At 66.4% G+C, this 26,568-nt stretch carries 28 protein-coding genes and 1 riboswitch; of the genes, 15 read left to right on the plus strand and 13 right to left on the minus strand.

The annotated features are described in order from the left end of the window. Nucleotides 1–2: 2 nt before the first annotated feature. Both glcF and AC1RL5_RS16080 read left to right on the plus strand, forming a co-directional pair. Nucleotides 3–1,220, plus strand: coding sequence for a glycolate oxidase subunit GlcF (glcF, locus tag AC1RL5_RS16075; protein WP_103407862.1), 1,218 nt, complete (start codon nucleotides 3–5; stop codon nucleotides 1,218–1,220). 23 nt (nucleotides 1,221–1,243) lie between these two features. Further along, nucleotides 1,244–1,651 (plus strand): heme-binding protein, encoded by a 408-nt coding sequence (locus tag AC1RL5_RS16080; protein ID WP_093410114.1) that lies wholly within the window; start codon nucleotides 1,244–1,246, stop codon nucleotides 1,649–1,651. A gap of 7 nt (nucleotides 1,652–1,658) precedes the next feature. On the opposite strand, the gene AC1RL5_RS16085 is transcribed toward AC1RL5_RS16080, so the two are convergent. Next, nucleotides 1,659–2,111: a DMT family transporter gene (locus tag AC1RL5_RS16085; protein WP_041117272.1), complete on the minus strand. Its 453-nt coding sequence runs from the start codon at nucleotides 2,109–2,111 to the stop codon at nucleotides 1,659–1,661. Nucleotides 2,112–2,113: 2 nt separating this feature from the next. Then, on the minus strand, nucleotides 2,114–2,623 hold the full coding sequence (locus tag AC1RL5_RS16090; RefSeq protein ID WP_492589712.1) for a DMT family transporter: 510 nt from the start codon (nucleotides 2,621–2,623) through the stop codon (nucleotides 2,114–2,116). Nucleotides 2,624–2,736: 113 nt separating this feature from the next. Here AC1RL5_RS16090 and AC1RL5_RS16095 point away from each other — a divergent pair, with 113 nt between their 5' ends. Further along, nucleotides 2,737–3,681 (plus strand): LysR family transcriptional regulator, encoded by a 945-nt coding sequence (locus tag AC1RL5_RS16095; RefSeq protein ID WP_011060561.1) that lies wholly within the window; start codon nucleotides 2,737–2,739, stop codon nucleotides 3,679–3,681. A 179-nt stretch (nucleotides 3,682–3,860) separates the two neighbouring features. Here AC1RL5_RS16095 and AC1RL5_RS16100 read toward each other — a convergent pair whose 3' ends face one another. Further along, nucleotides 3,861–5,159: an Nramp family divalent metal transporter gene (locus tag AC1RL5_RS16100; RefSeq protein WP_161467262.1), complete on the minus strand. Its 1,299-nt coding sequence runs from the start codon at nucleotides 5,157–5,159 to the stop codon at nucleotides 3,861–3,863. 178 nt (nucleotides 5,160–5,337) lie between these two features. Between AC1RL5_RS16100 and AC1RL5_RS16105 the strand changes: the two genes are divergently transcribed. Continuing rightward, on the plus strand, nucleotides 5,338–5,793 hold the full coding sequence (locus AC1RL5_RS16105) for a thiol-disulfide oxidoreductase DCC family protein (RefSeq protein ID WP_072451709.1): 456 nt from the start codon (nucleotides 5,338–5,340) through the stop codon (nucleotides 5,791–5,793). A gap of 18 nt (nucleotides 5,794–5,811) precedes the next feature. On the opposite strand, the gene AC1RL5_RS16110 is transcribed toward AC1RL5_RS16105, so the two are convergent. From AC1RL5_RS16110 to folE, 3 genes are read right to left on the minus strand one after another with little or no spacing between them, the layout of a single operon-like run. Then, nucleotides 5,812–6,339: a DUF3833 domain-containing protein gene (locus AC1RL5_RS16110; RefSeq protein ID WP_041117266.1), complete on the minus strand. Its 528-nt coding sequence runs from the start codon at nucleotides 6,337–6,339 to the stop codon at nucleotides 5,812–5,814. Nucleotides 6,340–6,363: 24 nt separating this feature from the next. Further along, nucleotides 6,364–6,891 (minus strand): chalcone isomerase family protein, encoded by a 528-nt coding sequence (locus tag AC1RL5_RS16115; protein ID WP_093410118.1) that lies wholly within the window; start codon nucleotides 6,889–6,891, stop codon nucleotides 6,364–6,366. Continuing rightward, nucleotides 6,892–7,452: a GTP cyclohydrolase I FolE gene (folE, locus tag AC1RL5_RS16120; protein WP_072451399.1), complete on the minus strand. Its 561-nt coding sequence runs from the start codon at nucleotides 7,450–7,452 to the stop codon at nucleotides 6,892–6,894. Between the two features lie 421 nt (nucleotides 7,453–7,873). Here folE and AC1RL5_RS16125 point away from each other — a divergent pair, with 421 nt between their 5' ends. Both AC1RL5_RS16125 and AC1RL5_RS16130 read left to right on the plus strand, forming a co-directional pair. Next, the gene (locus AC1RL5_RS16125; protein WP_093410123.1) at nucleotides 7,874–8,659 is read left to right on the plus strand and encodes a hypothetical protein; all 786 of its coding nucleotides are present in this window, start codon (nucleotides 7,874–7,876) and stop codon (nucleotides 8,657–8,659) included. A gap of 154 nt (nucleotides 8,660–8,813) precedes the next feature. After that, the gene (locus tag AC1RL5_RS16130) at nucleotides 8,814–9,392 is read left to right on the plus strand and encodes a DcrB/PsbP domain-containing protein (protein WP_011060554.1); all 579 of its coding nucleotides are present in this window, start codon (nucleotides 8,814–8,816) and stop codon (nucleotides 9,390–9,392) included. 13 nt (nucleotides 9,393–9,405) lie between these two features. Here the strand turns inward: AC1RL5_RS16130 and AC1RL5_RS16135 are convergent, their stop codons facing one another. The 5 genes from AC1RL5_RS16135 to AC1RL5_RS16155 all read right to left on the minus strand — a co-directional run bounded on the left by AC1RL5_RS16135 (nucleotide 9,406) and on the right by AC1RL5_RS16155 (nucleotide 13,382). After that, a complete protein-coding gene (locus tag AC1RL5_RS16135; protein WP_103408161.1) occupies nucleotides 9,406–10,122 on the minus strand; it encodes an alpha/beta hydrolase in 717 nt (238 codons plus the stop codon). Between the two features lie 62 nt (nucleotides 10,123–10,184). Continuing rightward, nucleotides 10,185–10,559 carry a hypothetical protein gene (locus AC1RL5_RS16140; protein WP_173476943.1) on the minus strand — a complete coding sequence of 125 codons (375 nt, stop codon included), beginning with the start codon at nucleotides 10,557–10,559 and terminating at the stop codon, nucleotides 10,185–10,187. Nucleotides 10,560–10,677: 118 nt separating this feature from the next. After that, complete coding sequence (locus tag AC1RL5_RS16145; RefSeq protein WP_072451401.1) at nucleotides 10,678–11,790, minus strand: succinylglutamate desuccinylase/aspartoacylase family protein; 1,113 nt, start codon at nucleotides 11,788–11,790, stop codon at nucleotides 10,678–10,680. Nucleotides 11,791–11,893: 103 nt separating this feature from the next. After that, entirely contained in the window at nucleotides 11,894–12,673 is a 780-nt protein-coding gene (locus AC1RL5_RS16150; RefSeq protein ID WP_011060550.1) for an ABC transporter substrate-binding protein, read from the minus strand. Nucleotides 12,674–12,947: 274 nt separating this feature from the next. After that, nucleotides 12,948–13,382 carry a rhodanese-like domain-containing protein gene (locus tag AC1RL5_RS16155; RefSeq protein ID WP_011060549.1) on the minus strand — a complete coding sequence of 145 codons (435 nt, stop codon included), beginning with the start codon at nucleotides 13,380–13,382 and terminating at the stop codon, nucleotides 12,948–12,950. 103 nt (nucleotides 13,383–13,485) lie between these two features. Between AC1RL5_RS16155 and ftrA the strand changes: the two genes are divergently transcribed. Beyond that, a complete protein-coding gene (gene ftrA / locus AC1RL5_RS16160) occupies nucleotides 13,486–14,475 on the plus strand; it encodes a transcriptional regulator FtrA (RefSeq protein ID WP_053150520.1) in 990 nt (329 codons plus the stop codon). Nucleotides 14,476–14,717: 242 nt separating this feature from the next. Here ftrA and cobF read toward each other — a convergent pair whose 3' ends face one another. Both cobF and AC1RL5_RS16170 read right to left on the minus strand, forming a co-directional pair. Then, nucleotides 14,718–15,479: a precorrin-6A synthase (deacetylating) gene (cobF, locus tag AC1RL5_RS16165; protein WP_103408159.1), complete on the minus strand. Its 762-nt coding sequence runs from the start codon at nucleotides 15,477–15,479 to the stop codon at nucleotides 14,718–14,720. Between the two features lie 191 nt (nucleotides 15,480–15,670). Further along, nucleotides 15,671–16,246, minus strand: coding sequence for a histidine phosphatase family protein (locus AC1RL5_RS16170; protein ID WP_072451403.1), 576 nt, complete (start codon nucleotides 16,244–16,246; stop codon nucleotides 15,671–15,673). Nucleotides 16,247–16,600: 354 nt separating this feature from the next. On the opposite strand from AC1RL5_RS16170, the gene AC1RL5_RS16175 reads away from it, so the two are divergent. The 8 genes from AC1RL5_RS16175 (at nucleotide 16,601) to AC1RL5_RS16210 (ending at nucleotide 26,565) form a co-directional block, all read left to right on the plus strand. Further along, complete coding sequence (locus AC1RL5_RS16175; protein ID WP_011060545.1) at nucleotides 16,601–17,455, plus strand: MurR/RpiR family transcriptional regulator; 855 nt, start codon at nucleotides 16,601–16,603, stop codon at nucleotides 17,453–17,455. A gap of 2 nt (nucleotides 17,456–17,457) precedes the next feature. Beyond that, nucleotides 17,458–18,102, plus strand: a complete 645-nt coding sequence (locus AC1RL5_RS16180; RefSeq protein WP_011060544.1) for a cysteine hydrolase family protein — start codon at nucleotides 17,458–17,460, stop codon at nucleotides 18,100–18,102. Continuing rightward, on the plus strand, nucleotides 18,099–19,454 hold the full coding sequence (locus tag AC1RL5_RS16185; protein WP_492589714.1) for a type I glutamate--ammonia ligase: 1,356 nt from the start codon (nucleotides 18,099–18,101) through the stop codon (nucleotides 19,452–19,454). The genes AC1RL5_RS16180 and AC1RL5_RS16185 overlap by 4 nt, the downstream gene beginning before the upstream one ends. After that, on the plus strand, nucleotides 19,438–20,190 hold the full coding sequence (locus AC1RL5_RS16190; protein ID WP_011060542.1) for an N-formylglutamate amidohydrolase: 753 nt from the start codon (nucleotides 19,438–19,440) through the stop codon (nucleotides 20,188–20,190). The genes AC1RL5_RS16185 and AC1RL5_RS16190 overlap by 17 nt, the downstream gene beginning before the upstream one ends. A 215-nt stretch (nucleotides 20,191–20,405) precedes the next feature. Further along, nucleotides 20,406–21,755 carry an APC family permease gene (locus tag AC1RL5_RS16195; protein ID WP_011060541.1) on the plus strand — a complete coding sequence of 450 codons (1,350 nt, stop codon included), beginning with the start codon at nucleotides 20,406–20,408 and terminating at the stop codon, nucleotides 21,753–21,755. Nucleotides 21,756–21,927: 172 nt separating this feature from the next. Continuing rightward, a complete protein-coding gene (locus tag AC1RL5_RS16200) occupies nucleotides 21,928–22,944 on the plus strand; it encodes an arginine N-succinyltransferase (RefSeq protein WP_103408158.1) in 1,017 nt (338 codons plus the stop codon). A gap of 49 nt (nucleotides 22,945–22,993) precedes the next feature. After that, the gene (locus tag AC1RL5_RS16205) at nucleotides 22,994–24,067 is read left to right on the plus strand and encodes an arginine N-succinyltransferase (RefSeq protein WP_492589716.1); all 1,074 of its coding nucleotides are present in this window, start codon (nucleotides 22,994–22,996) and stop codon (nucleotides 24,065–24,067) included. A gap of 216 nt (nucleotides 24,068–24,283) precedes the next feature. Then, a riboswitch (cobalamin riboswitch) is annotated at nucleotides 24,284–24,487 on the plus strand. A 152-nt stretch (nucleotides 24,488–24,639) separates the two neighbouring features. Beyond that, on the plus strand, nucleotides 24,640–26,565 hold the full coding sequence (locus AC1RL5_RS16210; protein ID WP_072451408.1) for a TonB-dependent receptor plug domain-containing protein: 1,926 nt from the start codon (nucleotides 24,640–24,642) through the stop codon (nucleotides 26,563–26,565). Nucleotides 26,566–26,568 lie beyond the last annotated feature (3 nt).

Raw genomic sequence — 26,568 nt, forward strand, 5'->3', positions numbered from 1 at the left:
CCATGCAGACCACCCTCAGCCCCGAGGCCCGACAACTGCCCCGGGCCGCCGAAGCCGAGCGCATCCTGCGCAGTTGCGTGCATTGCGGCTTCTGCAACGCCACCTGCCCCACCTATCAACTGCTCGGTGATGAGCTGGACGGCCCGCGCGGACGCATCTACCAGATCAAGCAGGTGCTCGAAGGCGCCCCGGCCACCGCCCAGACCCAGCAGCACCTGGACCGCTGCCTGTCGTGCCGCAACTGCGAAAGCACCTGCCCTTCCGGGGTCGACTACCACAACCTGCTGGACATCGGCCGCGCCGCGGTGGATGCCGCCCTGCCCCGGCCCGCCGGCCAACAATTGTTGCGCCGCGGCCTGCGGGCGCTGAGCGCCAACCCGCAGCTGTTCAAGGCCCTGATCCATGGCGGCAGCCGCCTGCGCCCGCTGCTGCCCCAGGCCCTGCAGGACAAGCTGCCGCGCCAGGTGCCCAGCGCCAAACCGCGTCCGCCCCTGCGCCATGCACGGCGCGTGCTGCTGCTCGAAGGCTGCGTGCAGCCGGGGCTGTCACCCAATACCAACGCCGCCGCAGCGCGGGTCCTGGATCGCCTGGGCATCAGCGTGCAACCGGTCAGCGAGGCCGGCTGCTGCGGCGCGGTGGACTATCACCTGGATGCCCAGCAAGCCGGTCTGCAGCGCGCCCGGCGCAATATCGACGCCTGGTGGCCGCACCTGCAACTGGGGGCCGAAGCCATCGTCCAGACCGCCAGCGGCTGCGGCGCCTTCATCAAGGATTACCAGCACCTGCTGGCCCATGACCCGGCCTACCGCAGCAAGGCCCAGCGCGTCAGTGCCCTGGCCCGGGACCTGGTGGAAGTGCTGCGGGACGAACCCCTGGAACAGCTCGGCGCCCACAGCGACCAGCGCCTGGCCTTCCACTGCCCCTGCACCCTGCAGCACGCGCAGAAGCTCGGCGGCGCCGTGGAAAGCCTGCTGCAACGCCTGGGCTTTCACCTCACCGCGGTGCCCGACAGCCACCTGTGCTGCGGTTCGGCGGGCACCTATTCGCTGACCCAGCCGGCGCTGGCGCGACAACTGCGGGACGACAAGCTGCGGGCCCTGGAAAGCGGCCAGCCGGACCTCATTGCCACCGCCAACATCGGCTGCCAGAGCCACCTCGACGGCGCCGGCCGGACCCCGGTACGGCACTGGATCGAAGTGCTGGAAGCCGCCCTGCCCTGAACCTCACGCCCCTGGAGCTCGCCATGCAGCACAAAGCCGTACTGGGTCAAGACGAAGCCCGCCGCATCCTCGCCGCCGCCCGCGCCGAGGCCCAGCGCCACCGGTGGGCGGTGAGCATCGCCGTGGTCGACGACGGCGGCCATCCCCTGGCCCTGGAGCGCCTAGACGGCTGCGCGCCGATCAGTGCCTATATCGCCACCGAAAAGGCCCGCACCGCGGCCCTCGGCCGGCGCGAAACCAAGGCCTACGAGGACATGGTCAATGGCGGGCGCAGCGCCTTTCTCTCGGCGCCGCTGCTCACCTCCCTGGAAGGCGGCGTGCCGATCCGCGTCGGCGGCCAGGTGGTCGGCGCGGTGGGGGTTTCCGGGGTCAAGTCCGATGAAGACGCCCAGGTGGCACTGGCTGGCGCCGCGTGCCTGGAGGGCAATTGAAGCGGGTTCAGGCGCGGCGCACGCTGCTGCGGTACATGAACAGCAGCGCCAGGGTCAGGCACAGCATCGCCAGCAGGCGGCTGGGCGACAGTTCGATGGCCGGGTTGCCGAACCAGCCGAAGTTGTCGATCAGCATGCCCATGCCCAACTGCCCGAGAATCACCGCCACCGTGGCCACCGCAGTGCCGACCCGGGGCACGGCCCCCACCATCACCAGCATGTAGACCACGCCGAACAGCGCACCGGTCAGTTGCCATTTCGGCGCCTGCAGCAGGCTCATGGCCTGGGGCGGCTGGAAAAACACGATCAGCAGCCCGGTGATCAGGGCACCCACGGCAAAGGTCAGCAGGCTGCTGCGCAACACACCGACGCTTTCCCCCAGGCGGCCATTGATCGCCGCCTGCACACTCAGCACCGCACCGGCGGCCACCACCACAACCAGCAATAGAAACAGATTCATCTTCAACCTCGGGCAATCAGGATCAGGGCCAGCACAATCAGCGCCAGGGCCAGGGCCAGCCAGCGTTCGGCATTGACCGGCTTGCGGGCGCTGCCGAACCAGCCGAAATGGTCGATCAGCACGCTTTTGCCCACCTGCCCGGAAAGGATCGCGATCATGGTCATGGCAATGCCGATATGGGGCGTGGCCAACGTCAGCACCACCACGTAGATCGGCCCCAGCACCCCGCCCAGCAACTGCCAGCGCGGCAACTGGCTGAAGGCCGGGCCGGGCTGCGGGCCGCTGAACAACAGCAGCAGCAACAGCAGCGCCGTGCCCACGCCGAAGATGCTCAGGGTCGCCCACAAATGGCCCACCTGGCTCCCCAGCGGGCCCAGCAGACCGGCCTCCACCGACAGGCCCATGCCCGCCAGGATCACCAGCGGCAACAGCATCAGACGCTGCCAGCCGGCAGCGGGTACAGCGCTCGCCACCGGGTTGGGCAGCGGTACTTCTATGGTTTCAGAGGACATGCAACACCTGCTCGACATCAAGGAATGGCCGGCATTATCGATTGCGCAAGCTTTGCGATAAATGGGAGCATGCCGACAACACCTTTGCGCAAAACGCACAGCAGGATCGACCCATGCACGGCTTCAACGACCTCGGTTTCAAGGCCCTGCGCCTATTTATCGCCGTGCTCGACCAGGGCAGTTTTTCTGCCGTGGCGCGCCGCGAGGGGCTGGCGCCCTCGTCCATTTCACGGCAGATCCAACTGATGGAACAGGCCCTGGGCCAGCAGTTGCTCTACCGCCACACCCGCGCCGTCAGCCCCACCGAGGCCGGGCGCCTGTTGGGGCACCACGCGCGGCGGGTGCTGGCGCAGTGGGAGGAAGCCGAACAGGCGTTGCAGGAACAGCAAGACGAGCCGGCCGGGCTGGTGCGGATCAACGCCCCGGTGGTCTTTGGCCAGCGCCACCTGTCGCCCTGGCTCGGTGAACTGCACGGGCGCTACCCGAAGCTGCAGCTGGATATCCAGCAGACCGACCGCTACATCGACCCCTTGCAGGACGGCACTGACCTGCTGTTTCGCATCGGCACCCTGGAAGACTCCTCGATGCAGGCGCGCCTGCTGGCCCCGCAGCGCTACCGGGTAGCGGCCAGCCCGGCGTACCTGGCCCGGCACGGCACCCCGCAGCACCCGGAGCAACTGCAGCGGCACCAGTGCCTGGCCTACAAGGGCGAGACTGGCCAGCAGCGCTGGTTCTTCCGCCAGGGCCGGGCAGACTGGACGCCCTACAGCGTCAAGGGCCCGCTGACCGGCAACCACGCCGACACCCTGACCCAGGCCGCCGAACAGGGCCTGGGGTTGGTGATGTTCCCTTCCTGGCTGATTGGCGAAGCCCTGCACCAGGGCCGGCTGGTGGCGCTGTTCGAAGACTTCGACGTGGCCACCAGCCTCGAACCGCAACAGATCGCCGCCCTCTGGCCCGGCAGCCGACGGCTGTCAGTGAAAGTGCGCACGGTGATCGACTTCTTCGTCGAGAAATTCGGCCCCGAGCCCTACTGGGACCGCCGCCCCGCCCCGTAGGAGCTGGCTTGCCAGCGAAGGCGGCAGCAAGGCTTGTGCAGGATCCAAGGGCCCCTTCGCCGGCAAGCCGGCTCCTACAAGAGCGCGCCATTCATCCACCCGTAGGAGCTGGCTTGCCAGCGAAGGCGGCAGCAAGGCTTGTGCAGGATCCAGGGGCCCCTTCGCCGGCAAGCCGGCTCCTACAGGGCCATTTGCAGGATCAGCCAGGCATTGGCCGCGCTGATGATGGCGAACAGGCTCCAGGCGAGGATCCGGGTCGGCCAGCGGTTGACGAACTCGCCCATCAGGCGCCGGTCGTTGGTCATGCGGATCAGCGGGTACAGGGCGAACGGCAGTTGCAGGCTGAGCACCACCTGGCTCAGCACCAGCAACTGGCCCACGGCGCCGTCACCCAGCAGCCAGACGCCGATGAACGCCGGGATCAGGGCCAGCCCACGGGTGATCAGGCGCCGCTGCCAGCAGGGAATCCGCAGGTTCAGGTAACCCTCCATGATCACTTGCCCGGCAATGGTCCCGGTGAAGGTCGAGCTCTGCCCCGAAGCCAGCAGCGCCACGCCGAACAGCACGCTGGCCAGGGCCCCGCCCACCAGCGGGTCGAGCAGGTGGTAGGCGTCCTGGATCTCCACCACATCGCTGTGGCCGGTGTTGTGGAAGGCCGCGGCGGCGAGGATCAGGATCGCCGCGTTCACCAGCAGCGCCAGGGCCAGCGAGCCGATGGTGTCGATCCGCGCCAGCTTGATGGCGTCGGCGCGGCTGGCGCGGTCGTTGCCCACCAGCCGGGTTTGCACGACGGAGGTGTGCAGGTAGAGGTTGTGGGGCATGACCGTGGCGCCGAGGATGCCGATGGCCAGGTACAGCGGCGCGGCGTCGCCGATGGCCGAGAGCGAGGGTACAAAGCCCCGGGCCACGTCCGGCCAGTAGGGCTTGATCAGCAGCAGCTCGATGAAGAAGCACACGCCAATGGTCGCCACCAGCGCCAGCATGATCGCCTCCAGCCGGCGGAAGCCGCGGTTCTGCAGGGCCAGCACCAGCAGGGTGTCGAAGGCGGTGATGACGATCCCGGTGCTCAGGGACACCCCCAGCAGCAGGTGGAACGCCAGGGCGCAGCCCAGCACTTCGGCCAGGTCGGTGGCGATGATCGAAACCTCTGCCAGCAGCCACTGGGTGCGCGCCGAACGGGTGCTGTAGCGCTCGCGGCAGAGCTGGGCCAGGTCGCGCCCGGTGGCGATCCCCAGGCGTGAACACAGGCACTGCACCGCCATCCCCGCCAGGCTCGCCAGCAGTACCACGAACAGCAGGTTGTAGCCGTAGCGCGAACCGGCCTCGATGGCCGTGGCCCAGTTGCCGGGGTCCATGTAGCCGATGGAAATCAGCAGCCCGGGGCCGGCAAAGCGCAGCAGGCGGCGCCACAGGGAAGCGCCGGGGTCGACGGCGACGGAACCCGCCACCTCCGGCGGGCAAAAGGGCGCGGTGGCGATTTTCGGCAAGCTGAATTTCACGGATATTTCCCAGGCGGATTGGCGCAGGGGCCCAGCTTAGACGTTTCAATGCGGGCACCCAAGCCTGAATTTACCCCGCCAAGGCGAGTATGCTGCGCAGGTTGTGCCCTGCGCCGAAACCTTCGGCAGTGAGTATTTTCTGGCCCAAGGTAGCCCTGTGAACAGCACTGCGACGCCCCCCGAACCTCTGCCCCCTTTCCTGCAACCCGGCGACCGGGTGCTGCTGTTCGATGGCGTGTGCAAGCTGTGCAATGCCTCGGTGCGCTTCGTCATCCGCCACGACACCCAGCGGCGGATCAAGCTGGCCTCGGTGCAATCGCCCCAGGGCCAGGCGCTGCTGGCCTGGTTCGGCCTGCCCACCGAACAGTTCGACAGCGTGGTGCTGATCGAGGAAGGCCGGCTGTCCCAGCGCTCCGATGCGTTTATCCGCCTGATGGCGCAACTGCCGGCGCCCTGGCGCTGGCTGCGGCTGTTGCGCGGGGTTCCCCGGCCGCTGCGGGATTGGGTCTACGACCTTATTGCCCGCAATCGCTATCGGTTGTTCGGCCGTCTCGACGTCTGTTTACTGCCGAGCCCGGATCACCAAGGGCGCTTTCTCGACGACCCGTCCTGAGGCCCCGACCCGGCCCGATCAGCCGGGCTGACGCCGGAAGAACAGCGTCACCTGCCCGAGCTCGAAGCCGAACTTGGTCATGTAGGAACGATTGGCCAGGGTGTTTTCGTCCAACAGGTACATCCAGTCGTCGAAGTGCACCTGGTAGGTCTTGCCATCCACCGGCAGGTTGAGCACATAGCGCCAGCGCAGGGCATTGCCGGCGACCTCACCCCGAGCCTCGCCGACCACATCGTCGGCGGTCCCGCGCCACAGGCCGGGCCCCGCGGGGACCAGGGTCCAGACCCGGGTCTGGCGGGTGCCGTCGCTGTAGGTGAAGTCTTCGTGCATGATGAATTTCTCGCCTTCGCTGCGGCTGTCGATCTGCACATGAAAGCGCTTGATCACCTCGCCGGAGCGCTTCTGGAACAGGCCCCAGGCCTCGACACGACCACTGAAGAACTGCCGCAGTTCCAGCTCGGGCTTCTGGTCACGGTACTGCTTGACGTCGGTGTCGCTGCATGCGACCAGGCCGAGGCACAGCACTAGCAAGTATTGCTTGAGCATGGAATATCTCCTGTGCTGCGCCCGCTATTGGCCCAGCAGTTGTGCGCGCAACTGCGGATTGCGCGTGCGCGGGTCGAGCCAGATGGCGAAAAACGCTCGGGCGAAGGCTTCGTCCTCGACCCTGTACTGCAAGCGCTGGTCGACAAAGAACTGCACCCCGCGCCCGGGCAGGAACACCCCGGTGATGCGCTGGCCCGGTTCGACATCGACGAAGGCGCGCTGCATCTGCGCCTGCCAGTCCTTGAGTTGCGCCGGGCTCACCGCGCTGCCGGACAGGCGCTGGATCTCGTCGAGGCTGGACTGCACCAGATCGCCGCGGCTGATCGTGCGCCGGTAGGTCAGTTCCAGGGCGAAGGGGCTATCGGCCGTCAATGGCAACGTCGTGCCCCAGAGCCGCGCGGTGTAGACCTTGAAGCCGAACCAGCTGAACTCGCCGCTGCCCAGCAGCCGCGCATTGGGCAACGACTCTTGCCAACCGGCACTGGCCGTAGCGCTGAGCAGCACCAGCAGCCACAGCAACCGGGCCCCGCCCACTCGCCGCATGCGTTTCATTCAAGGCTGCCTGCGCAACAGCTGAAGAAACTCCTGGCGGGTGCTGGCCGACTCGCGAAAGGCCCCCAGCATTACCGAGGTGTTCATCAGCGAGTTCTGCTTCTCGACCCCGCGCATCATCATGCACATGTGCCGCGCTTCGATGACCACCGCCACCCCGGCCGCCCGGGTCACTTCCTGGATCGCCTCGGCAATCTGCCGCGTGAGGTTCTCCTGGATCTGCAGGCGTCGCGCATACATGTCGACGATCCGCGCCACCTTGGACAGGCCCAGCACTTTGCCGGTGGGGATGTAAGCCACATGAGCCTGACCAATGAACGGCAGCAAATGGTGCTCGCACAGGGAATACAACTCGATGTTCTGGACCATCACCATCTCGTCGCTGGTGGAGCTGAACAACGCACCGTTGACCAGTTCTTCGAGGCTGGTTTCATAACCATGGCACAGATAACGCAAGGCTTTTGAGGCTCGCTGCGGGGTGTCCCGCAAGCCCTCGCGGGTCGGGTCTTCACCCACCCCCTGCAAAATGCCGTGAAAGTGCTGGGAGAGAGGATCGTGCATGGCGCATGGCTTCCGAAAGGCTGGCAGGGCGGGCAATTCCTTGCACGTGCCAAGGAAAAAAGGCCTCCGAGGTGGTCGACCACCTAACTGACCCAGCCCCGGTTCCACCCGGGCCTGACCTCGGAGCCCAAAAAGCGTGGGCAGCGACCGCCGCCCCTTGAAAAACTGAGCAGCTATCAGCACATCCCACACCTTAAAAACCTATACGACAATTTAATTTTTGTACAATTTTTATCGGCAAAAAATGCCTTTAAAGCCCAAATACTTGTACAAATAAGCCTTTAATCGATTCAATACTTTTTATCTGTACAAGAAAAAACGACCCTGCACTTCACTCCCGACCACTTCCCTGCCTGCAGATACGCGCCAATCGCTTCGTTGGATGCTAGCGTGGCGCACCGTTCATCCGCCGAGTGCGCCCATGCTGCTGTTGAAATTGCTGACCGTTCCCGGATTTCTGTGGTTGATCTCCCTGGCGAGCAAGCGCTGGGGCCCGAATGTCGCTGGCTGGCTGGCGGGGTTTCCCGTGGTGGTGGGGCCGATCCTGCTGTTCCTGGCCCTGGAGCAGGGCCAGGTGTTCGCCACCCATGCCGCGGTGGCGGCCCTGTCGGCGGTGTTCGCGATGATCGCCTTCAGCGTCGCCTATACCCATGCCGCGCAGCGCTTCTCCTGGCCCGGGGCCCTGGCCATTGCGACCCTGGTGTGGGCCTTACTGGCCACGGTCATCGCCCAGGTGCCGCCATCCCTGGGTTTTTCCAGCCTCTGCGCCGCCAGCGCCCTGCTCCTGGCCCCACGGCTGTTTCCGCCGGTGGGCGAACTGCCCGCCAGCCCTGGGCCGCGCTCCGACAAACTGCCCTACCGGATGCTCGCCGGGGCCCTGCTGACCCTGGCCGTGACCCTGTTGGCCAGCACCGTCGGCGAACGCTGGAGCGGCATGCTCGCGGTGTTCCCGGTGCTTGGCAGCGTCCTTGCAGTGTTCTCCCATCAGAGTCGTGGCGTGGCCTTCACCACCGTGCTGCTGCGCTCCCTGACCACCGGCCTGTACGCCTTTGCCGCCTTCTGCCTGGCCCTGTCACTGGCCCTGCCCCCGCTGGGCATGCTCGCCTTCGCGGTGGCGCTGGCAGCGTCGATGCTGGTCCTGGGGCTGAGCAAGCGGCTGTTGCGAGCCACTGTGCCGGAGCCGGCTGGCCGGCGCAGGGGCCCTTGAGTCTTGCACCGGGCTGGCGGAAGTTTTCGCTGGCCAGCCAGCTCCTACGAGCCTTGGCTGGCCGTCATCGGAGCCGCGCTGAAAAATCCTTGTGGAGCAGGCCGCGATGGCCGTGGGATGATGCGCGCCTTTGATCACTGCCCGGAGATTGCGCATGTCATCTTTCGCTAGAAAAGCCCTGGTCCTGGTGTTCGCCGCCGTGGCGGGCCTGGGCGCGCTGAACGCGGTCGCCGCCAGCAAATCCGCGGCCAGGCAGGCCTCGGGGGAGAAGGTCGCAGTCCTCGACGGCAAGCTTGCCTTCACCCTGCCCAAGGGGTTCAGCGCTTCGGTACTGCCGGCCGGCAGCGAGGCCAATGGCACCGAGGGCGCCAGCGGCACCCTGTATTCCAACGCCACCACCCGTACCGTGGTGATCGCGGCGCAGAACACCATTCCCCATGGGGCCAAGGTCCAGGACAACGACGCCGCCTTTCTCGATGACGCGGTCAGCGGCTTTCTCGCGCAACAGGCCGCGGCGCTGCCGGATTTCAGCAAGCAAAGCGAAAAGAACATGACCCTCAAGGGCCTTGGCGTGCGCCAGATCGACAGCACCGCCACCATGGGCGGCGGCCTGACCCTGAACTCCACCCTGATTGCCGGCTCCGGCACACGCATGGCGGTGATCCAGATAATTTCCCGGGCCACCGACAAGGCCGGCCACACCGCGCTGATGAAGCAGATCCTCGGTCAGTAAACCCCGTGCCGGCTCAGGGGTTGAGCCCCTGCAGCCAGCCCTTGAGGTCGTCGATCTCCGCTTCGCTGATGCTGTGCCCCAGACCCGGGTAGGCATGGAACTGCGGTTGCAGTGACAACCCCTGCAGCAAGCGCTGGGCATCCACCGCATCGCTGTAGGGCAGGCGCTGGTCAAGGGTGCCATGGCCGATGAAGATGCCCAGGCGCTGCAGGCTCGGGTTGTTCTTCACCTGCGCTGCCAGCACCGGCAGGATCTTCCCGCTCAAGGCGGCGATGCCCCGCACCGACTGCGGATGGCGCAGGCCCACTTCATAGGCCATCACCGCGCCCTGGCTGAACCCCACCAGCACCACCTTGTCCGGCTGGGTCTGGTACTTGGCCAGCGCCGCGCGGACAAACTGGCCGATCAGCTCGGCGCCGCTGGCCAGCTCGCTGGTCACACCGTCGTAGGGGCCCTGGCCCTTGCGGTGGAACCACTGGTAGCTGCCCTCCTCCAGGGTCTGCGGTGCCCGCACCGACACATAGGTGTAGCTCGCCGGCAGGCGCTGGCGAAGGCCGAACAGGTCGGCCTCGTTGCTGCCGTAGCCATGCAGGAAAATCACCAGCGGCTGGTTGCGCGGCGCGGCCGGGGCCTGCTCCAGGTACTTGAGCGGCAGGTCATCGTGCAGTACATCGGCGGCCTGCACCCAAGGCGCGGCCAGCAGCGCCAACAGCGCCAGGTAGCGGATCATGTGTAGCTCCTTGAAGGGGTAAAAACGGGTCGCCAGAGCCTAGCACTGCCAGTCCCGAGTGTTCATCTGCCCAGCCCGCGCCAGGCCAGCGGCAAGCACAGCAGCACCGCCAGCGCAAACCCCACCTGGGACAGGTAGAAGGTCTCCAGCCACTGGCCATGGGCCGCCACGTAGAGGCTGTTGTGCAGCACATCCAGCAGGATGATTGCCAGGGTCAGCAGCAGGCCCCAGCGCGGGCGCACCAACAGCAGCAGCGCCGCCAGCGGATCGAACAGCGTCAGGGAGCCCCAGAAGGCCCGGCTGAGCAGGGGCGTGGCGGCGCCGTAGCCATAATCCCAGAGCAGGCCATGCTCGAAGGCGGCGCGCAGGTGATTGAATGTCGCCGCCAGCAGACACAGGGCGAACAGCAGGCGGATGCACAGCGACACTCGGGGCATGGGCACATCTGTCGTAGGAGCCGGCTGGCCGGCGCAGGGCGTGACGCCGGATCAAGGGGTGGGCGCGCTGCAGCTTGCGCTGGCCAGCCAACGCCCGATCGCCCCCTGCGGTGGCGGTTCAGTCGTTGATCAGCTTGCCTTCACGAATCGCCTCGCGGCCGGCCACCTTGGCCAGCCAGATGCCCGGTTGGGTGTAGCGCCCACGGTCCAGGGCAAAGAGCACGCCGCTGGTGCCGGCACACACGGTGCTGACGCGATCGCTCAAGGGGTCCACCACTTCGAACAGGGCATCGCCACGCTCCACCCACTCCCCGGCATCGCGCAGGAAACTGACCACGCCATGGTGGGGGGCGAACAGGTACTGGGTGCCTTCGAAGGGCATGCCTTCACAGCACTGCTGCGGAGCGGCCGGCCACTCGCCGCTGATCAGCCCCTGTTCGGCGAGAAACCCCAGGATGGCTTCGCAGTTGGCCCGGGCCTGCTGCACCCGGGTGTCGCCCATGCTGCCCAGCTCCAGGGTGGCGGCCAGGTTTGCCGGGGGAATCGCCGCCCGCGGAAAGTCCCGGGCCAGGCGCAGCCAGGGCGCGGAACAGGATTCATCGAAAGAGCTGCCGCCGGAGTCTTCGCACAACAGCGCCACCCCGGCCTTGAGCCGCGCCGCCAGGGACTGCCAGCGAGGCCAGTGCTGGGGCAAGGCATAGAGGTGGATCGCCGCTTCGAAATCGCAATGCAGGTCGAGGGTGATGTCGGCGTCGCAAGCATGGCGCAACAGCAAGCGATGCAGGGCCTGCAGCTGCGAATCAGCCGCTGGCAGCTCATCCAGCACCTGGACCATGGCCCGGCGGATCAGGGCGATATTGGCCGTGGCGTCGTCCCCCAGTTGCTTGCCGATCAAGTCGCCCACCGGGCCGCTGAGCTCAACGAAGGCGCGATTGAAATTCTTGCCGCTGCCCAGCTCGAAACGCCCCAGGTGGCTGCCCTGTACCTGCTGGTCGAGGCCGATGGGATTGGCCACCGGCACCAGCTCGACCACTGCCTGCAGGCGCCCCTGGTTCTCCAGCTGCGCCAGGCGCTGCTTGAGCTCCCAGGCAGTGCGCATGCCGGGCAGTTCGTCGGCGTGCAGGCTGGCCTGGATGTACACCTTGCGCGGGCCGCTGCCAAAGCGGAACACACTGAGCTGGCGCTGGGTGCCCAGGTGGCCCCAGGGCAAGGAATGGTCGATGCGTTGCATGGCAACTCCGGAGATCAGAAAAAGGCGTGGCGCAGAATAAAACAGTGGCGCACAAAAAAGGTGGCTGCCGGCCCCCGGCAACCACCTTTTTCAACGCCCGGGCTTACTCGCCGTAGACGTCGAAATCGAAGTACTTGTCCTGCACTTGCTTGTACTTGCCGTTGGCACGGATCTCGGTGATGGCCTTGTTGAATTTCCCGGCCAGTTCCTGATCCCCCTTGCGCACGGCAATGCCGGCACCGCCGCCGAAGTATTTCGGATCGTTGTACTCAGGGCCCACGAAGGCGAAGCCCTTGCCGGCGTCGGTTTTCAGGAAGCCATCGTCGAGGTTCACCGAATCCGCCAGCAGCGCGTCGACGCGGCCGGAGACCATGTCCAGGTTGGCTTCCTGCTGGGAGCCGTAGCGCACCAGGTCGATGCCCGCCGGCACCAGCACTTCGGTGGCGAAGCGGTCATGGGTACTGGCCCGCAGCACACCGACTTTCTTGCCCTTGAGCTCGGTCAGCGGGTCCTTGATGCTGGTGCCGGCCTTCATCACGAAGCGCGCCGGGGTGTGGTAGTACTTGATGGTGAAATCGACGTTCTTCTTGCGGTCGTCGGTGATGGTCATGGACGACAGGATGGCGTCGATCTTCTTCACTTTCAGCGCCGGGATCAGGCCGTCGAACTCCTGCTCGACCCAGGTGCACTTGGCCTGCATCTGCTCGCACAGGGCGTTGCCCAGGTCGACATCGAAACCGGTGAGCTTGCCGTCGGGGGTCTTCATCGAGAACGGCGGGTAGCCGGCTTCGATACCGATACGGATCGGCTTGGCCTCGTCGGCCGAAGCGGTAAAGGAAAACAGCGACAGTGCCAGGGCACCGAACAGCGCAAACTTGTTCATTTATAACTCCAGGAGACGGAGGCTTTTATTGGCTGGTTTCGATTGGGGGGCAAATCGAAGTGGCCAGCAGTCTAGAGCGGCTCCCGGGATGCAAATTGTGTTTATGCGACAAATACTTATAAAAAATATGCGCCCGCGATCCTCTGCCTCCTCCCTCGCCCCGGCATGATGCGTTTGTCCCTGAAAATCCCGACGTTCGCCTCAGAACGGGCCATTTTTACCGACACAGCCCCTCTAGCCGCCGCCCAAGGCCGCTACCAGCGGAGTCAGCCCTTCAGCAGGCGCAGGACAGATCCGCTCCCTCGCGGCGCGGTTGCCCGGTGCTGAGCTGGAAGCCCTCATCGAGCCAGCCGGTGACACCGCCGATCATCTCCTTGACCGAGTATTCCAGGGCCGCCAGCTTGACCGCCGCCTTGTTCGCGCCATTGCAGTGAGGGCCGGCGCAATACACCACGAACAAGGTGTCGCGAGGATAACCGGCCAGGTGTTCGGCGGTGAGCAAGCGCCCGGGCAGATTGATCGCCCCGGGGACATGGCCACGGGCAAAGGCTTCGGGGCCACGCACATCCACCAGGACAAAATCCACTTCACCGGCCTCCTGGCTGCTGTGGACGTCGGAACAGTCGGTTTCAAAGGTCAGGCGGTTGCAAAAATGCATAAGGGCAATGGCCGAAGGGGCGGCGGCAGTGCTGCGGACCAGGCTGGTCATGGGCGTCTCCAGAAACTTGCGATTAAGGTGGGAAGGACTTTATAGGCCCTGCCCCACCACGCTAAAGTGGCGTCCCGGACACTGACTGGTAACTTTCCGCCAAATGCACAATCACCCCGGACTGGTGGCGATTCTCGCCTACGACGGCCTTTGCACCTTCGAGTTCGGCATTGCCGTGGAGATTTTCGGCCTGGCCCGGCCGGAGTTCGATTTCCCCTGGTACCGGCAAACCATCGCCGCCGTGGACCCCGGCCCGATGCGTGCCCTGGGCGGGATCCAGGTGCTGGCCGACGGGGGCCTGGAGCTGCTGGAGCAGGCGCGGACCATCATCATTCCCGGCTGGCGCAGCCGCGAGCAGGCGCCGCCGCCGAAGTTGCTGGAAGCGCTGCGCCAGGCCCACCAACGCGGTGCGCGGCTGCTGTCGATCTGCTCCGGGGTGTTCGTTCTGGCGGCGACCGGGCTGCTGGATGGTTGTAGCGCCACCACTCACTGGCGCTACGCCCGCGAGCTGGCCGAGGGTTTCCCGAATATCCGGGTGGACCCGGATGTGCTCTATGTCGATGCCGGGCAGCTGATCACTTCCGCTGGCAGCGCCGCCGGTATCGATGCCTGCCTGCACCTGGTGGCCCGGGATTTCGGCACTCAGGTGGCCAACAGCGTGGCCCGGCGCCTGGTGATGTCGCCGCAACGCACCGGCGGCCAGGCGCAGTTCATTCCCGCACCGGTCAGCCGTACCCCGCGCAGCGACCTGTCGCGAGTCATGCAATGGGCCCGGGAGCGCCTGCATCAACCGCTGAGCGTGAGCGAACTGGCGGCCCGGGCGCTGATGAGCGAACGCACCTTCCTGCGGCGTTTCCACGACGCCACTGGCGCCTCGCCCAAGGCCTGGCTGCAGCATGAACGGCTGGCCCGGGCCAGGGAACTGCTGGAAAGCGGCAGCGAGAGTACCGAAAGCATTGCCCTGCGCTGCGGTTATCGCTCGGTGGAGAGCTTTCGCGTGGCCTTTCGCGGCCTGGTGGGCGTACCGCCATCGGTGTACCGCGAACGCTTCGGCCGCGGCCTGGAAAGCACCACACCACCGCGCCCGTCGTAGGAACCGGCTTGCCGGCGAAGGGGGCGACGCTGATCCGGCGGCGTCCATCCCGACGCTTTCGCGGGCAAGCCCGCTCCTACAGAAGATTAATGCAGGAAGGGGATGTAGGAGCCGGCTTGCCGGCGAAGGGGGCGACGCTGGTCCGGCGGCGTCCATCCCGGCGCTTTCGCGGGCAAGCCCGCTCCTGCAGAAGAGACGTGCAGGAGCGGGATGCAATCGGTCGACGCGGGTCCGGCGAGGCGTCAGTCCTGGGGTTTGCGCAGCAGGTAGGTGTCCATGATCCAGCCATGGGTCTGCCGGGCCTGCAGGCGCACACGGCGGATTTCATCGGCCACCTGGTCCAAGGGGCCGCTGATGAGGATTTCATCCGCGGTGCCCAGGTAGGCCCCCCAGTAGATGTCCAGGCCCTGGTTGCGCAGGTGGCGGTAGGAATCCTCGGCGTCGAGCATCACTACCAGGCTGTCGGCGGAACCGGCCTGCCCCGCTGCCAGGCGGCGTCCGGTGGTGATTTCCACGGAGCGGCCAATGCGGTTCAGCGGCACTTTGTGCCGGGCCGCCAGGGCCTGGACACTGGTGACGCCGGGGATCACTTCGTACTCGAACGACGCCGTACCGCTGGCCAGGATCTGCTGCAGGATGCGCAGGGTGCTGTCGTACAGCGCCGGATCGCCCCAGGCCAGAAAAGCGCCGGTTTCACCGTCCGCCAGTTCCTGGTTGATCAGCCGCTCGAAGACCTGCTGCTTGTCGCGGTTCAGGGTCTGCACACTGGCCTGGTAGTCCACGTCGCCGCGCTCGCGCTCGGGGTTCTGCGCCTCGACGTAACGAAAGGGCCGCTCGGTGAGGTAGCGCTCGCACAGCTCGCGCCGCAGGTCGATCAGGGAATCCTTGCTCGGCCCCTTGTCCATGAGGAACACCACGTCGCTGCGGTTCAGCGCCTTGATCGCCTGGATCGTGATGTAGTCGGGGTTGCCGGCGCCGATGCCGATCACCAGGAGGGTTTTCATGGGCTTGCTCTCGCTGTTTTGCCAGCGGGGCAGTATGCGGCGCTTTGGCCTGATGAGAAATGCCTCTGTAGCCCTCTGGGGCGGCGGGCATCGGCCCGGCGAAGGGTGGCCTGGGGCCGTTGCATGTCCGGCTGGAGATGGCCAGGCAAGGCCCCCGGGGCCTTTGCGCAGCCTCGCGGGCTCGGCAGCGGCTACCGGGATGGCGTCGGGGCCCCGGGCAGGCGCAGGCGCCAGCGGCCGGCGTGGCTCAGGTCGAGCCGGGACAGGGGCTCGATGTCGATCTGGTTGAAGCTGGCCAGCGGCGCCTGCAGCACCTGCACCAGCACGGCGCGGATGACGAAGGGATGGGTCACCGCCAGCCAGTGGCCCGGGCGCTGCGCCATGACCTCCAGCCATTGCGCCACGCGCTGGCACAACTGGGCCAGGGATTCGCCTCCCGGTGGCGCCAGCTGCGGGTCCTTGAGCCAGGCCTGCAGCGCCTCGGGTTCACGCTCTTGCAGTTCATCGATGCGCAGCCCCTGCCAGGCGCCGAAATCACAGTCGCGCAAGGCGTCCTGCACCTCATGCTCGGCGCTGAACAGCTGGGCGCTCTGGCGGGTGCGCAGCTCGGGCCCGCACAACACCCGGATGCTGCGCTTGAAATCACCGGCGCGGCTCAGGGCCTGGGCTTGCCAGTCCAGCTCCAGGGGTTCGTCCCGGGGAAAACGCGCCAGCTTCTGGGCGGCGGTACGGGCATGGCAGATCAGGGTCAGACGGGTGGCCTGCACGGTGTTTACTCTGGCGTTATCGATTGGCAAACCTACACGGGCCGGGCAGATGCAACATCTTTGCTGCAACCGCCTCCAAGGTTCATTGCAAAACAGCACGCTGGTGCCTGTCCGGTGCGGTCGCGCCACTGTATTCGGCCTGCTCGGCGTAAGCCAGACCCTGTTGCGATCGCTCCCCTACGTCCCGCACCGTGGCTTCCCGCCCCGCCAGCAACAGATTCCCACCTGAAACCGCCCCATTTCAGGGCAATTTGATATCAGAGGAAAATTCACTAGACATGTAGCGTCTATTACATAAATATCCATTTAGCCATTTTATGAAATAAAAACGACATCACTTTCCAAGGCACCCCGATGCCCTCTCTCAGAGACCTGATCACCGACCCCGCCCTCGACCTCACGCCCTCCGAGCGCAAGGTCGTGCGGGCCCTGCTCGATCACTACCCGCGCAACGGGCTGGGGCCGATGTCACGCCTGGCGGAACACGCCGGGGTCAGCGATCCGACCATCGTGCGCCTGGTGAAGAAGCTCGGTTTCAGCGGCTACGGCGAATTCCAGGAAGCCCTGCTCAGTGACATGGACGACCGCCTGCGCTCCCCCAGCACCCTGCTGCGCCCGCGTTCGCAAGTGGCCCAGGGCGATACCTGGGGCCGCTACCTGGCCGACAGCCAGCGCGTACTGCAGGACACCCAGGCCCTGACTCAGCCCGAAGACATCCGCGTGCTCATGGACTGGCTGCTGGACAGCCGGCATTCGGTGTACTGCTTCGGCGGCCGCTTCAGCAGCTTCCTCGCCCTCTACCTGTTCAACCACCTGCGGCTGATGCGCCCGGGCTGTTTCTTCCTTGACGACAACGCCCAACTGCCGGACCGCCTGTTCGATGTCCAGCGCCAGGACCTGGTGCTGCTGTTCGACTACCGCCGCTACCAGTCCCAGGCCATGCGCGTGGCCAGCGCGGTCAAGGCACGCAACGCCCGGGTGGTGCTGTTCACCGATATCTATGCCTCGCCGCTGCGGGAGCTGGCGGACCTGGTCATCAGTGCACCGGTGGAATCCTTGTCGCCATTCGACACCCTGGTGCCGGCGCTGGCCCAGGTCGAGGCGCTGGTCGCCTGCCTGACCCCGCGCAGCCCTCATCTTGATCAACGCCTGGAGGGCATCGATGCCCTGCGGGCGGAATTTGCTACCCATGTGCTGGAGGAAAAATAAGGATGTTCAGCCTGCCCCACCGTTCGCCCCGGGACCTGCCCTTCGTCGTCGACCACACCGCCCTGCTGCTGGTGGACATGCAGCGGGCGTGGCTTGAACCGCAGTTCGATCCGCACCTGCAAGGGCCCGAGGGCGAGGCCTTTCTCAAGCGCGCACGAGAGCGGGTGATCCCCAACCAGCAACGGCTGCTGGCGGCGGTGCGCGAGGCGCGGCAGAACGTGCTGCACACCATTATCGAAAGCCTGACCGCCGATGGCCGTGACCGCTCCCTGGACCACAAGCTGTCGGACATGCACCTGCCCAAGGGCAGCCCCCAGGCGGCGATCATTGCCGAGCTCGAACCGGTGGAAAACGAGATCGTGCTGCCCAAGACCTCCTCCGGGGTGTTCAACTCCACCAACATCGACTACGTGCTGCGCAACCTGGAAACCCGCCACCTGATCATCGCCGGGATCGTCACCGACCAGTGCGTGGACATGGCCGTGCGCGACGCCGCCGACCGCGGCTACCTGGTGACCCTGGTGGAAGATGCCTGCGCCACCTACGGCGATACCCGGCACCAGGCCTGCCTCAACGCAATCAAGGGCTACTGCTGGATCACCGACACCGACACCGTGCTCGGCCGCCTGCGGGAGATCCGCGGATGAGCCGCGGCCAGGGCATCGAGGCCCTGACCCCGGTGGCCATGATCAGCATCGTCACCACCGACCTGATCGGCGTCACCCGTGGCCGCTCCTTTCCCAGCGATGAGCTGGAGCGCTACCGGGTCGGCGGCTGCGGCTGGGTGCCGGCCAACAGCGCGCTGACGCCCCAGGACCTGATCGCCGAGGACAACCCCTGGGGCGCCTATGGCGACCTGCGGCTGATCCCCGACCTGGACAGCCGGGTCAGTGTCGGCGCCGGGCCGGATGCCAGCGCGGCGCCGCTGGATTTCATCCACGCCGACATCTGCGAGACCGACGGCACGCCCTGGGCGGCCTGCCCGCGCACCCTGCTGCGCAAGGAAATCGAGCGCTACCGCGAGCTGGGCATCCAGATCACCGCGGCCTTCGAGCATGAATTCAACCTCGACACCGGCACCGGCCAGCGCGAACACCTGGCCTTCTCCCTGGAAGCCCAGCGCCAGGGCGCAGCCTTCGGTGGCTGGCTGCTGGCGGCGTTGCGGGCCGCCGGCGCCGAACCGGAAATGTTCCTCCCCGAATACGGCAAGCAGCAGTACGAGATCACCTGCCGGCCGACCCAGGGCCTGGCCGCTGCCGACCGGGCGGTGAACGTGCGCGAGATCACCCGGGAAATCGCCCGGCAACTGGGGCACCGGGTCAGCTTCGCGCCCAAGACTGCCGACGACGCGGTGTGCAACGGGGTGCACCTGCACCTGAGCCTGCAAAACCTGGACGGCGAGCCACTGCTCTACGACCCCCACGCGGTGAGTGGCGACGACCTGTCGAGCCTGGGCCAGCACTGGGCCGCCGGGGTGCTCAGGCACCTGCCGGCGCTGTGCGCCTTCACCGCGCCGACGCCGATTTCCTACCAGCGCCTGCAGCCCCATCACTGGAGCGCCTCCTACGCCTGCCTGGGCCTGCGCAACCGCGAAGCCTCGCTGCGCATCTGCCCGACCCTGAGCCTGGGCGGCAAGCCGGTGGCGCCGCAGTACAACCTGGAGTTCCGCGCCCTGGATGCCACCGCCTCGCCGCACCTGGCCATGGCGGTCATCCTGATGGCCGGGCGCCTGGGCCTCGAACAGCAACGGGTGCTCAATGCGGTGACCGACAAGGCCCCCTCGGACCTGAGCGCCGAGCAACGCCTGGCCAGTGGCATCGTGCCGCTGCCGGGCTCCCTGCCCCAGGCCCTGGAATGCCTGCGCGGCAACACTGAACTGCTGCAGTTCCTGCCCCAGGACCTGCTGGCCACCTACTTCGCCGTCAAACAAAAGGAAGTGTCCCTGACCGAGCACCTGACCGCTGCCCAACTCTGTGAGCACTATGGACACCTGTACTAAATCCGCCGAGCTGGGGTTCTACACCGAGCCGGCCTACCGCCTGATACGTGAAGACTCCGAGCACCCGCTGATTCTGGTGTGCGAACACGCCAGCCACTACATTCCACCGGCCCTGCACGACCTGGGCCTGGACCCGCTGGCGGCCCGCGAACACATCGCCTGGGACCCGGGCGCCCTGGAACTGGCCCAAAGCCTGTCCCAGGCCCTGGGCGCGACCCTGATCGCGGCCAATTACTCGCGCCTGCTGATCGACCTCAACCGGCCGCGCCACGCCCCCGACAGCATCCCGCTGCAAAGCGAGATCTATCAGGTGCCGGGCAACCAGCAGCTGGACGAGGCCACTCGCGAGTACCGCCGCCAGCAGCTGTTCACGCCGTTTCACCAGCGCCTGCAAAGGATCATCGACCGGCGCCTGGCCCAGGGCCGTGAAGTGCGGGTGGTGGGGATCCACAGCTTCACCCCGGTCTACTACGGGCAGCCGCGCGCACTGGAAATCGGCGTGCTGTATGGCAGCGCCACCGACTACGCGGCGCGGATCCTCGAAGGGCTGTGGAGGCTGCCGATCAAGGTGGCGGGCAACCAGCCCTACGAGATCGATCCGTTGAGCGACATGACCGTGCCGGTGCACGGCGACGCCCGTGGCCTGGCGTCGGTATTGATCGAGGTGCGCAACGATCTGCTGCGTACCCCTGAAGCGGTGCAGCACTGGAGCGATACACTGGCGCCGCTGCTGTAGCCGCGGCGAGAGGAAGGTTTCACCGGCGCGCCCCGAAGGACTCACCCGGCGCGCCAAAACGCTGTTTGCAGGACCGGTACAACAACTAGAAAAACCGCTGTGGTGTGTCTTTAAACCCTGCCAGGTTCAAACACGAAAGCGCGGCCCGAGGTGTCAATGACGACCCGCAGGGCCCCGCCTTTACCCACTTACACAGGCTCAAGGAGAACGGCTTCATGGAGATTGAAGAATTCGGCTACAAACAGGAACTCAAGCGCGGGCTGAGCCTGCGTGACCTGGTGGTCTACGGGATGATTTTCATGATCCCCATCGCCCCGTTCGGGGTCTACGGCTACGTCAACCAGGAAGCCCCGGGCATGGTGCCCCTGGCCTACATCATCGGCATGGTGGCGATGGTCTTCACCGCCCTGAGCTACGGCGCCATGGCCCGCGCCTTTCCCATCGCCGGTTCGGTGTATTCCTACGCCCAGCGCGGCCTCAACCCCCATGTGGGCTTTCTTGCCGGCTGGCTGATGCTCCTGGACTACCTGCTGATTCCGCCGCTGCTCTACGTCTACGCGGCCATGGCGCTCAACCATCTGTACCCGGAAGTGCCCAAGGTCGGCTTCATCCTGGCGTTCCTGGTCAGCGCCACCTTCGTCAACCTGCGCGGCATCACCTTCACCGCGCGGATGAACATCCTGTTCCTGCTGGCGCAACTGGCGGTCCTGGGGATCTTCCTGTTCTACGCCTGGAATGCCCTGCACGGTGGCGCCGGCAACGGCCAGCTGACCCTGGCGCCGCTGTACAACCCGGAGAACTTCCACTTCGGCATGCTGATGCAGGGCGTGTCCATCGCGGTGCTGTCGTTCCTCGGCTTCGATGCCATCTCCACGCTCGCCGAAGAGGTCAAGGGCGACCCGGGCCGCAGCGTCGGCCGCGCCGCGCTGATCACCCTGGTGGTGATGGGCGCGATCTTCGTGGTACAGACCTGGATCGCCACCGACCTGGCCGCCGGCATGGGCTTCAAGTCCGCCGACACCGCCTTCTATGAAATCGCCGAACTGGCCGCCGGCAGCTGGCTGGCGACCCTCACCGGGGTGGCCACGGCGCTGGCCTGGGGCGTGGCGGTGGCCATCACCTCGCAGGCCGCGGTATCGCGCCTGCTGTTCGGCATGGCCCGCGACGGCAAGCTGCCCAAGGTGCTGGCCAAGGTCCACCCCAAGCACAACACCCCGCACATCAGCATCTACCTGGTGGCGGTGCTGTCGCTGCTGATCTGCTACCTGTTCATCAACTCGGTGGACACCCTGACCTCCCTGGTCAACTTCGGCGCCCTGAGCGGCTTCATGCTGCTGCACATCACCGTGATCAATTTCTACTGGCGCCGGCAGAAGTCCGGCCAGGTGGTGCGCCACCTGATCTGCCCGGTGATCGGCTTCGTGATCGTCAGCGCCATCATGTACAACATGGGCGTGGATGCGCAGAAACTCGGCGCCATCTGGATCCTTGCCGGGCTGGTCTACCTGTTCCTGCTGAACAAGCTGGGCAGCGGTGCCGCCCTGCCCGACCCGCTCAAGCACTAGTTGCACCCGCGCGGCGCCCCAGGGCGTCGCGCCAACCCCGGCGCTGCCAGCAAGAGCGGCCCGGGGACTGGCCGCCGGATGCCGCGGCCATGGAACTGCGTGGTAACCGACAGTGATGTCTGGCCAGTGCCTGCCCCCCGGGGCAAGCGGCCCTTGATACAGGAGTACACCCATGCTGGCCTTGCGTCCGGTGGCGTTATCCGATCTGCCCCAACTGCGGCGCCTGGCCCGCGAACGTCTGCTGGGCGTGACCTCCCTGGTGGATGACGAAACCTGCCTGCGGGACAAGATCCTCGATTCCCTGGCCTCCTTCGCCAAGAGCGAGGCCAGCCAGGGCCCGGAGAACTATTTCCTGGTGCTCGAGGACCTCGACAGTGGCCAGTTGCGCGGCTGCTCGGACATCCTCGCCACTGCCGGTTTTGCCAGCCCGTTCTACAGCCTGCGCAACCGCCCGTTCATCAGCAGTTCCCGGGAGCTGAACATCCAGCACGGGGTGCCCACCCTGTCGCTATGCCACGACCTCAGCGAACAGACCCTGCTGCGCAGCTTCCATGTCGACCCGCCGCTGGGCGGTACGCCACTGGCCCAGCTCACCTCCCGCGGGCGGTTGCTGTTCATCGCCGCCCACCCCCGGCGCTTCGCCGACAGCTGCATCAGCGAGATCGTCGGCTACAGCGACGCCAACGGCGAGTCGCCGTTCTGGCAAGCCGTGGGCCAGCACTTCTTCGACCTGCCCTATGTCGAGGCCGAGCGCCTGTGCGCCCTGCAGGGCCGCGGCTTTCTCGCCGAACTGATGCCCCAGTACCCGCTGTACATCCCGATGCTGGCGCAGGCGGCCCAGGACTGCATCGGCCAGGTTCACCCGGATGCCCGGGAGGCCTGCCAGATCCTGATCGACGAAGGCTTCGCGCCGACCCAGTACGTCGACCTGTTCGATGCCGGGCCGACCCTGCAGGGGCGCAGCCACCAACTGCGCTCGATCGCCCAGAGCCGGGTCGCCACCAGCTACCCCAGCCCCCAGAGCGGCCAGGGCCAGCAGTGGCTGCTGAGCAACGAGCGGCTGCAGGGCTTTCGCGCCATAGTCGCGGCGCTGGACACCGCCCCGAGCGCTGAAATCGGCCTCGACCCGGCCATGTTCCAGGCCCTGCAACTGGTGCCGGGCGAGCCGGTACGGAGCGTTGCCTTATGAACCGGCCCCTGTTGCCCCCCTGCCCGGCGTCATTGCCAGGAGCCCGCCAATGATCGTCCGTCCGATCCGCGTCACCGATCTGCCGGCGGTCTTGAGCCTGCTCGAAGGCAGCTGTCGCGAACTGAACAACCTGTCCACCGACCCCGAGCGCCTGGCCCATCGGGTGCGCTGGGCGCAGCGAGCCTTCGCCAACCAGGTGGAGCGGGCCGATGCCGACTACCTGTTCGTCATGGAAGATGACGAGCAGCAGGTGATCGGGGTCTGCGGCCTGAGCGGCGCCATCGGCCTGCGCGAGCCCTGCTACAACTACCGGGTCGGCACCACCCACGGCAGCGCCCCGGTGCTGGGCATCGAAAAGCACATCCCGACCCTGTTCCTGTGCAACGAGATGACCGGGCAGTCGCTGCTGTGCTCGCTGTTCCTGCGCCGCGATCACCGCCAGGGCTACACCGGCCGCCTGCTGTCCACCGCGCGCCTGCTGTTTGTCGCCGAATTCCCCCGGCTGTTCGGCGACAAGCTGGTGGCCGAACTGCGCGGCCAGCTCGACAGCCAGGGCCGCTCGCCGTTCTGGGACAGCCTGGGGCGGCACTTCTTCAAGATGGGTTTCCAGCAGGCCAATCGCCTGTCCAGCCACGGCAGTAAATCCTTCATCGCCGAACTGATGCCGCGCCAGCCGCTGTATACCTGCCTGCTCAGCCCCCAGGCACAGGCCGCCATCGGCCAGGCCCACGTCAGCACCGAACAGGCGGTGAGCATCCTGCGCGACGAAGGCTTCAGCCATCAGGGCTGCATCGACATCTTCGATGGCGGGCCGCTGATCGAGGCCGAGGTGGCGAAGATCCGCAGCGTGCGCGAAAGCCAGACCCTGCCCCTGCTGGTGGGCACTCCGGACGCACAGGCGCCGGTGTGGCTGATCCACAACCGGCGCCTGGAAAGCTGCCGCATCACCGCCACCCCCGGGCGCCTGGTTTCGGGTTGCCTGCTGGTGGACCGGCTGACCGCCAAGCGCCTGCAACTGCAGCCAGGCGACTCGGTACGGGCGGTGCCGCTGCTGGCCTGCGAGTCACGCACGGCCCTGCACGCACAGCGGCACCTGGCCCCGCAAAGCGCCCTGCTCCTGTAGCCGCTGCCGCAGGCTCGGGCCGCGTTCGGAAGCACGGCCCGCAGGGGCGCGAAATCTCAAGACCGCTGAGGCGCTCGACATGAGACTGCCAAGCAAGGCCCTGCGGGCCTTTGTGCAGCCTCGCGGGCTCGGCAGCGGCTACAGAGGCGTCAGGGCGATGAATCCGGTAACACCTGGCGGCAGGCGCAACGTTGACGAACGCCGGGGCGGATGTTCATATGCCGCCCAGTTTCAGGTGCCTCCTGCCGCCGTGCAGGAGGTGAAACGGGAAACCGGTGCGCCCCTTTTCGGGCAAGTCCGGTGCTGCCCCCGCAACGGTAAGCGAGTGCTGCATTCAACAGGCCACTGTACCCAAGGTATGGGAAGGCGAATGCCGCCAGACTCGCAAGCCCGGAGACCGGCCTGTGACGTCTGTTTGGCAATCCTGCGGTGGGCGGGCATGGGCCGGTATGGTCGCGTGCCCGTGGCCGATACCCTCTCCTGCGTGCTTCCCGAAGACACTTTCGAGAAGACCAACAATGACAACACCTGACACTTTCCTTGCACGCGACTGGCGTGCACCTCGCCGCACCATGAGCGGCGCCCTGCTCGGCTGCCTGTTCAGCCCCCTGCTGCTGGCGGACGACAGCCCCCTGACGCTGGACCGGCAATTTGTTTCCGCCCCCTCGGTGGAGTCCACCACGGTGGCCGAAATGGCCCGGTACGGCAGCAAGGTGGAGATCATCGACCGCCAGCAGATCGAACGCGCCGGCCCCAGCAGCGACATCACCCGGGTCCTGCAGATGTACGTGCCGGGGCTGTATGTGGCGCCCAAGAATGGCCCCTTCGACTACGGCACCTACTCCCTGCTGGGCGGGCGCAACGACGACACCCTGATCCTGCTGGACGGCGTGCGCCTGAACAACCGCCTGTACGGCGGCCTGTACCTGGATACCCTGCCGGCCAACGCCATCGAGCGCATCGAGGTGCTCAAGGGTGGCCAGAGCCTGCTGTTCGGTACACAGGCGGTGTCCGGGGTGATCAACATCGTCACCCGCAGCCCGCAGACCCGCGACGTCTCCGGCGAGGTCAACCTGGGCCTGGACAGTTTCATGGGCAGGAGCGGCGATGCCCGCGCCGAGCAGATCCTCAGCAACGGCCTGGGCGAGCTGGGGCTGTTGGCCTATGTCAGCCACAACGTCTCCGATGGCTACCAGCCATTTCGCAACAGCGCCTACAACGCCAACACCCGGGACAAGAAACGCGGCTATGAAGTGACCACCTTCGGCGCCAAGGCGATCCAGGGCCTTGGCGACGCTTCGCGGCTGGAACTGTTCTACCAGTACAGCGACGCCAACCTGGATTTCGCCCGCCCGGTGAACAACCGCAAAACCACCAACGACCGCATCCAGCAGATCGCCACCGCGACCTTCGAGCAGCGCCTGGGCGAAGGCTTCAGCTACTTCGTCAAGGGCCATGTCAACGACTGGGACACCCGCTACACCAGGATCGACAGCCTCGACGACGCCAGCCTCAAGGTGCGCAACCACAACGACTACTGGGGCTTCACCGACTGGGGCCTGCAGGCCGAGGGCAAGGCCGAGCTGGACGGCGGCCACGTGCTGGTATTGGGCACCGACAACCAGTGGTTCAAGGGCCAGGACGACGTGCTCAAGATCGACAACAAGCAGGCCCAGGCCAATGCCCTGTACACCCAGCTACGCCCGGTGTTCGACGCCCTGCCCGACTGGCACCCGAGCCTGGGCGTGCGCCACGAGAAAATCAGCGGCGGCGAGAGCGCCACCGTGGGCATGCTCACCTCGCTCTACGACCTGACGCCCCACTGGCAACTGCGCGGCCAGTACGGCAGCGCCTTCAAGCTGCCCAACGCCGAGCAGCTGTACGCCAACGAGGACTACGAAAAAGGCAACCCCGACCTCAAGCCGGAAAAGAGCCTCAATGCCGAGCTCGGCCTGGACTACAAGGGCAGCCTGCTGGCCGGCGAATTCAACGCCAGCGTCAGCGCCTTCCACCGCAAGATCGACGACCTGATCACCCTCGACGCCAACGATGTCTGGAGCAACGGCCAGGGCCGGATCAAGGTGCGCGGCATCGAACTCGACGGGCGCTGGCAGTTCAGCCCGCAATGGACCCTGCAGGCGGACATGACCCGCAACCTGGTGGAGTCGCGCAACGGCGTGACCCTGAGCAACATCCCCGGTTTCTTCGCCCGTTCGCGGCTGGGCTTCGAAGCCCCGGACCGGATGTGGGGCGTGGGTGGCGCGGTCCGCTACATCGGCCAGATCGACAGCCCGAAGAACGTCGACTACGGCCACTATTCGGTGGTCGACGCCGATGCCTATCGCTACCTGGATACGGCCCAGCAGCACCGCCTGAGCCTGCTGGTGGAGAACCTGTTCGACCGCGACTACAGCACCAGCATGACCAGCACCTCGCCCTCGGTGGACAACCTGGGGCGACCCTTCACCACCGAAGTGCGCTACACCTACCGCTTCTGAGGC

The organism is Pseudomonas sp. GW822-FHT06D10 (assembly GCF_058799535.1).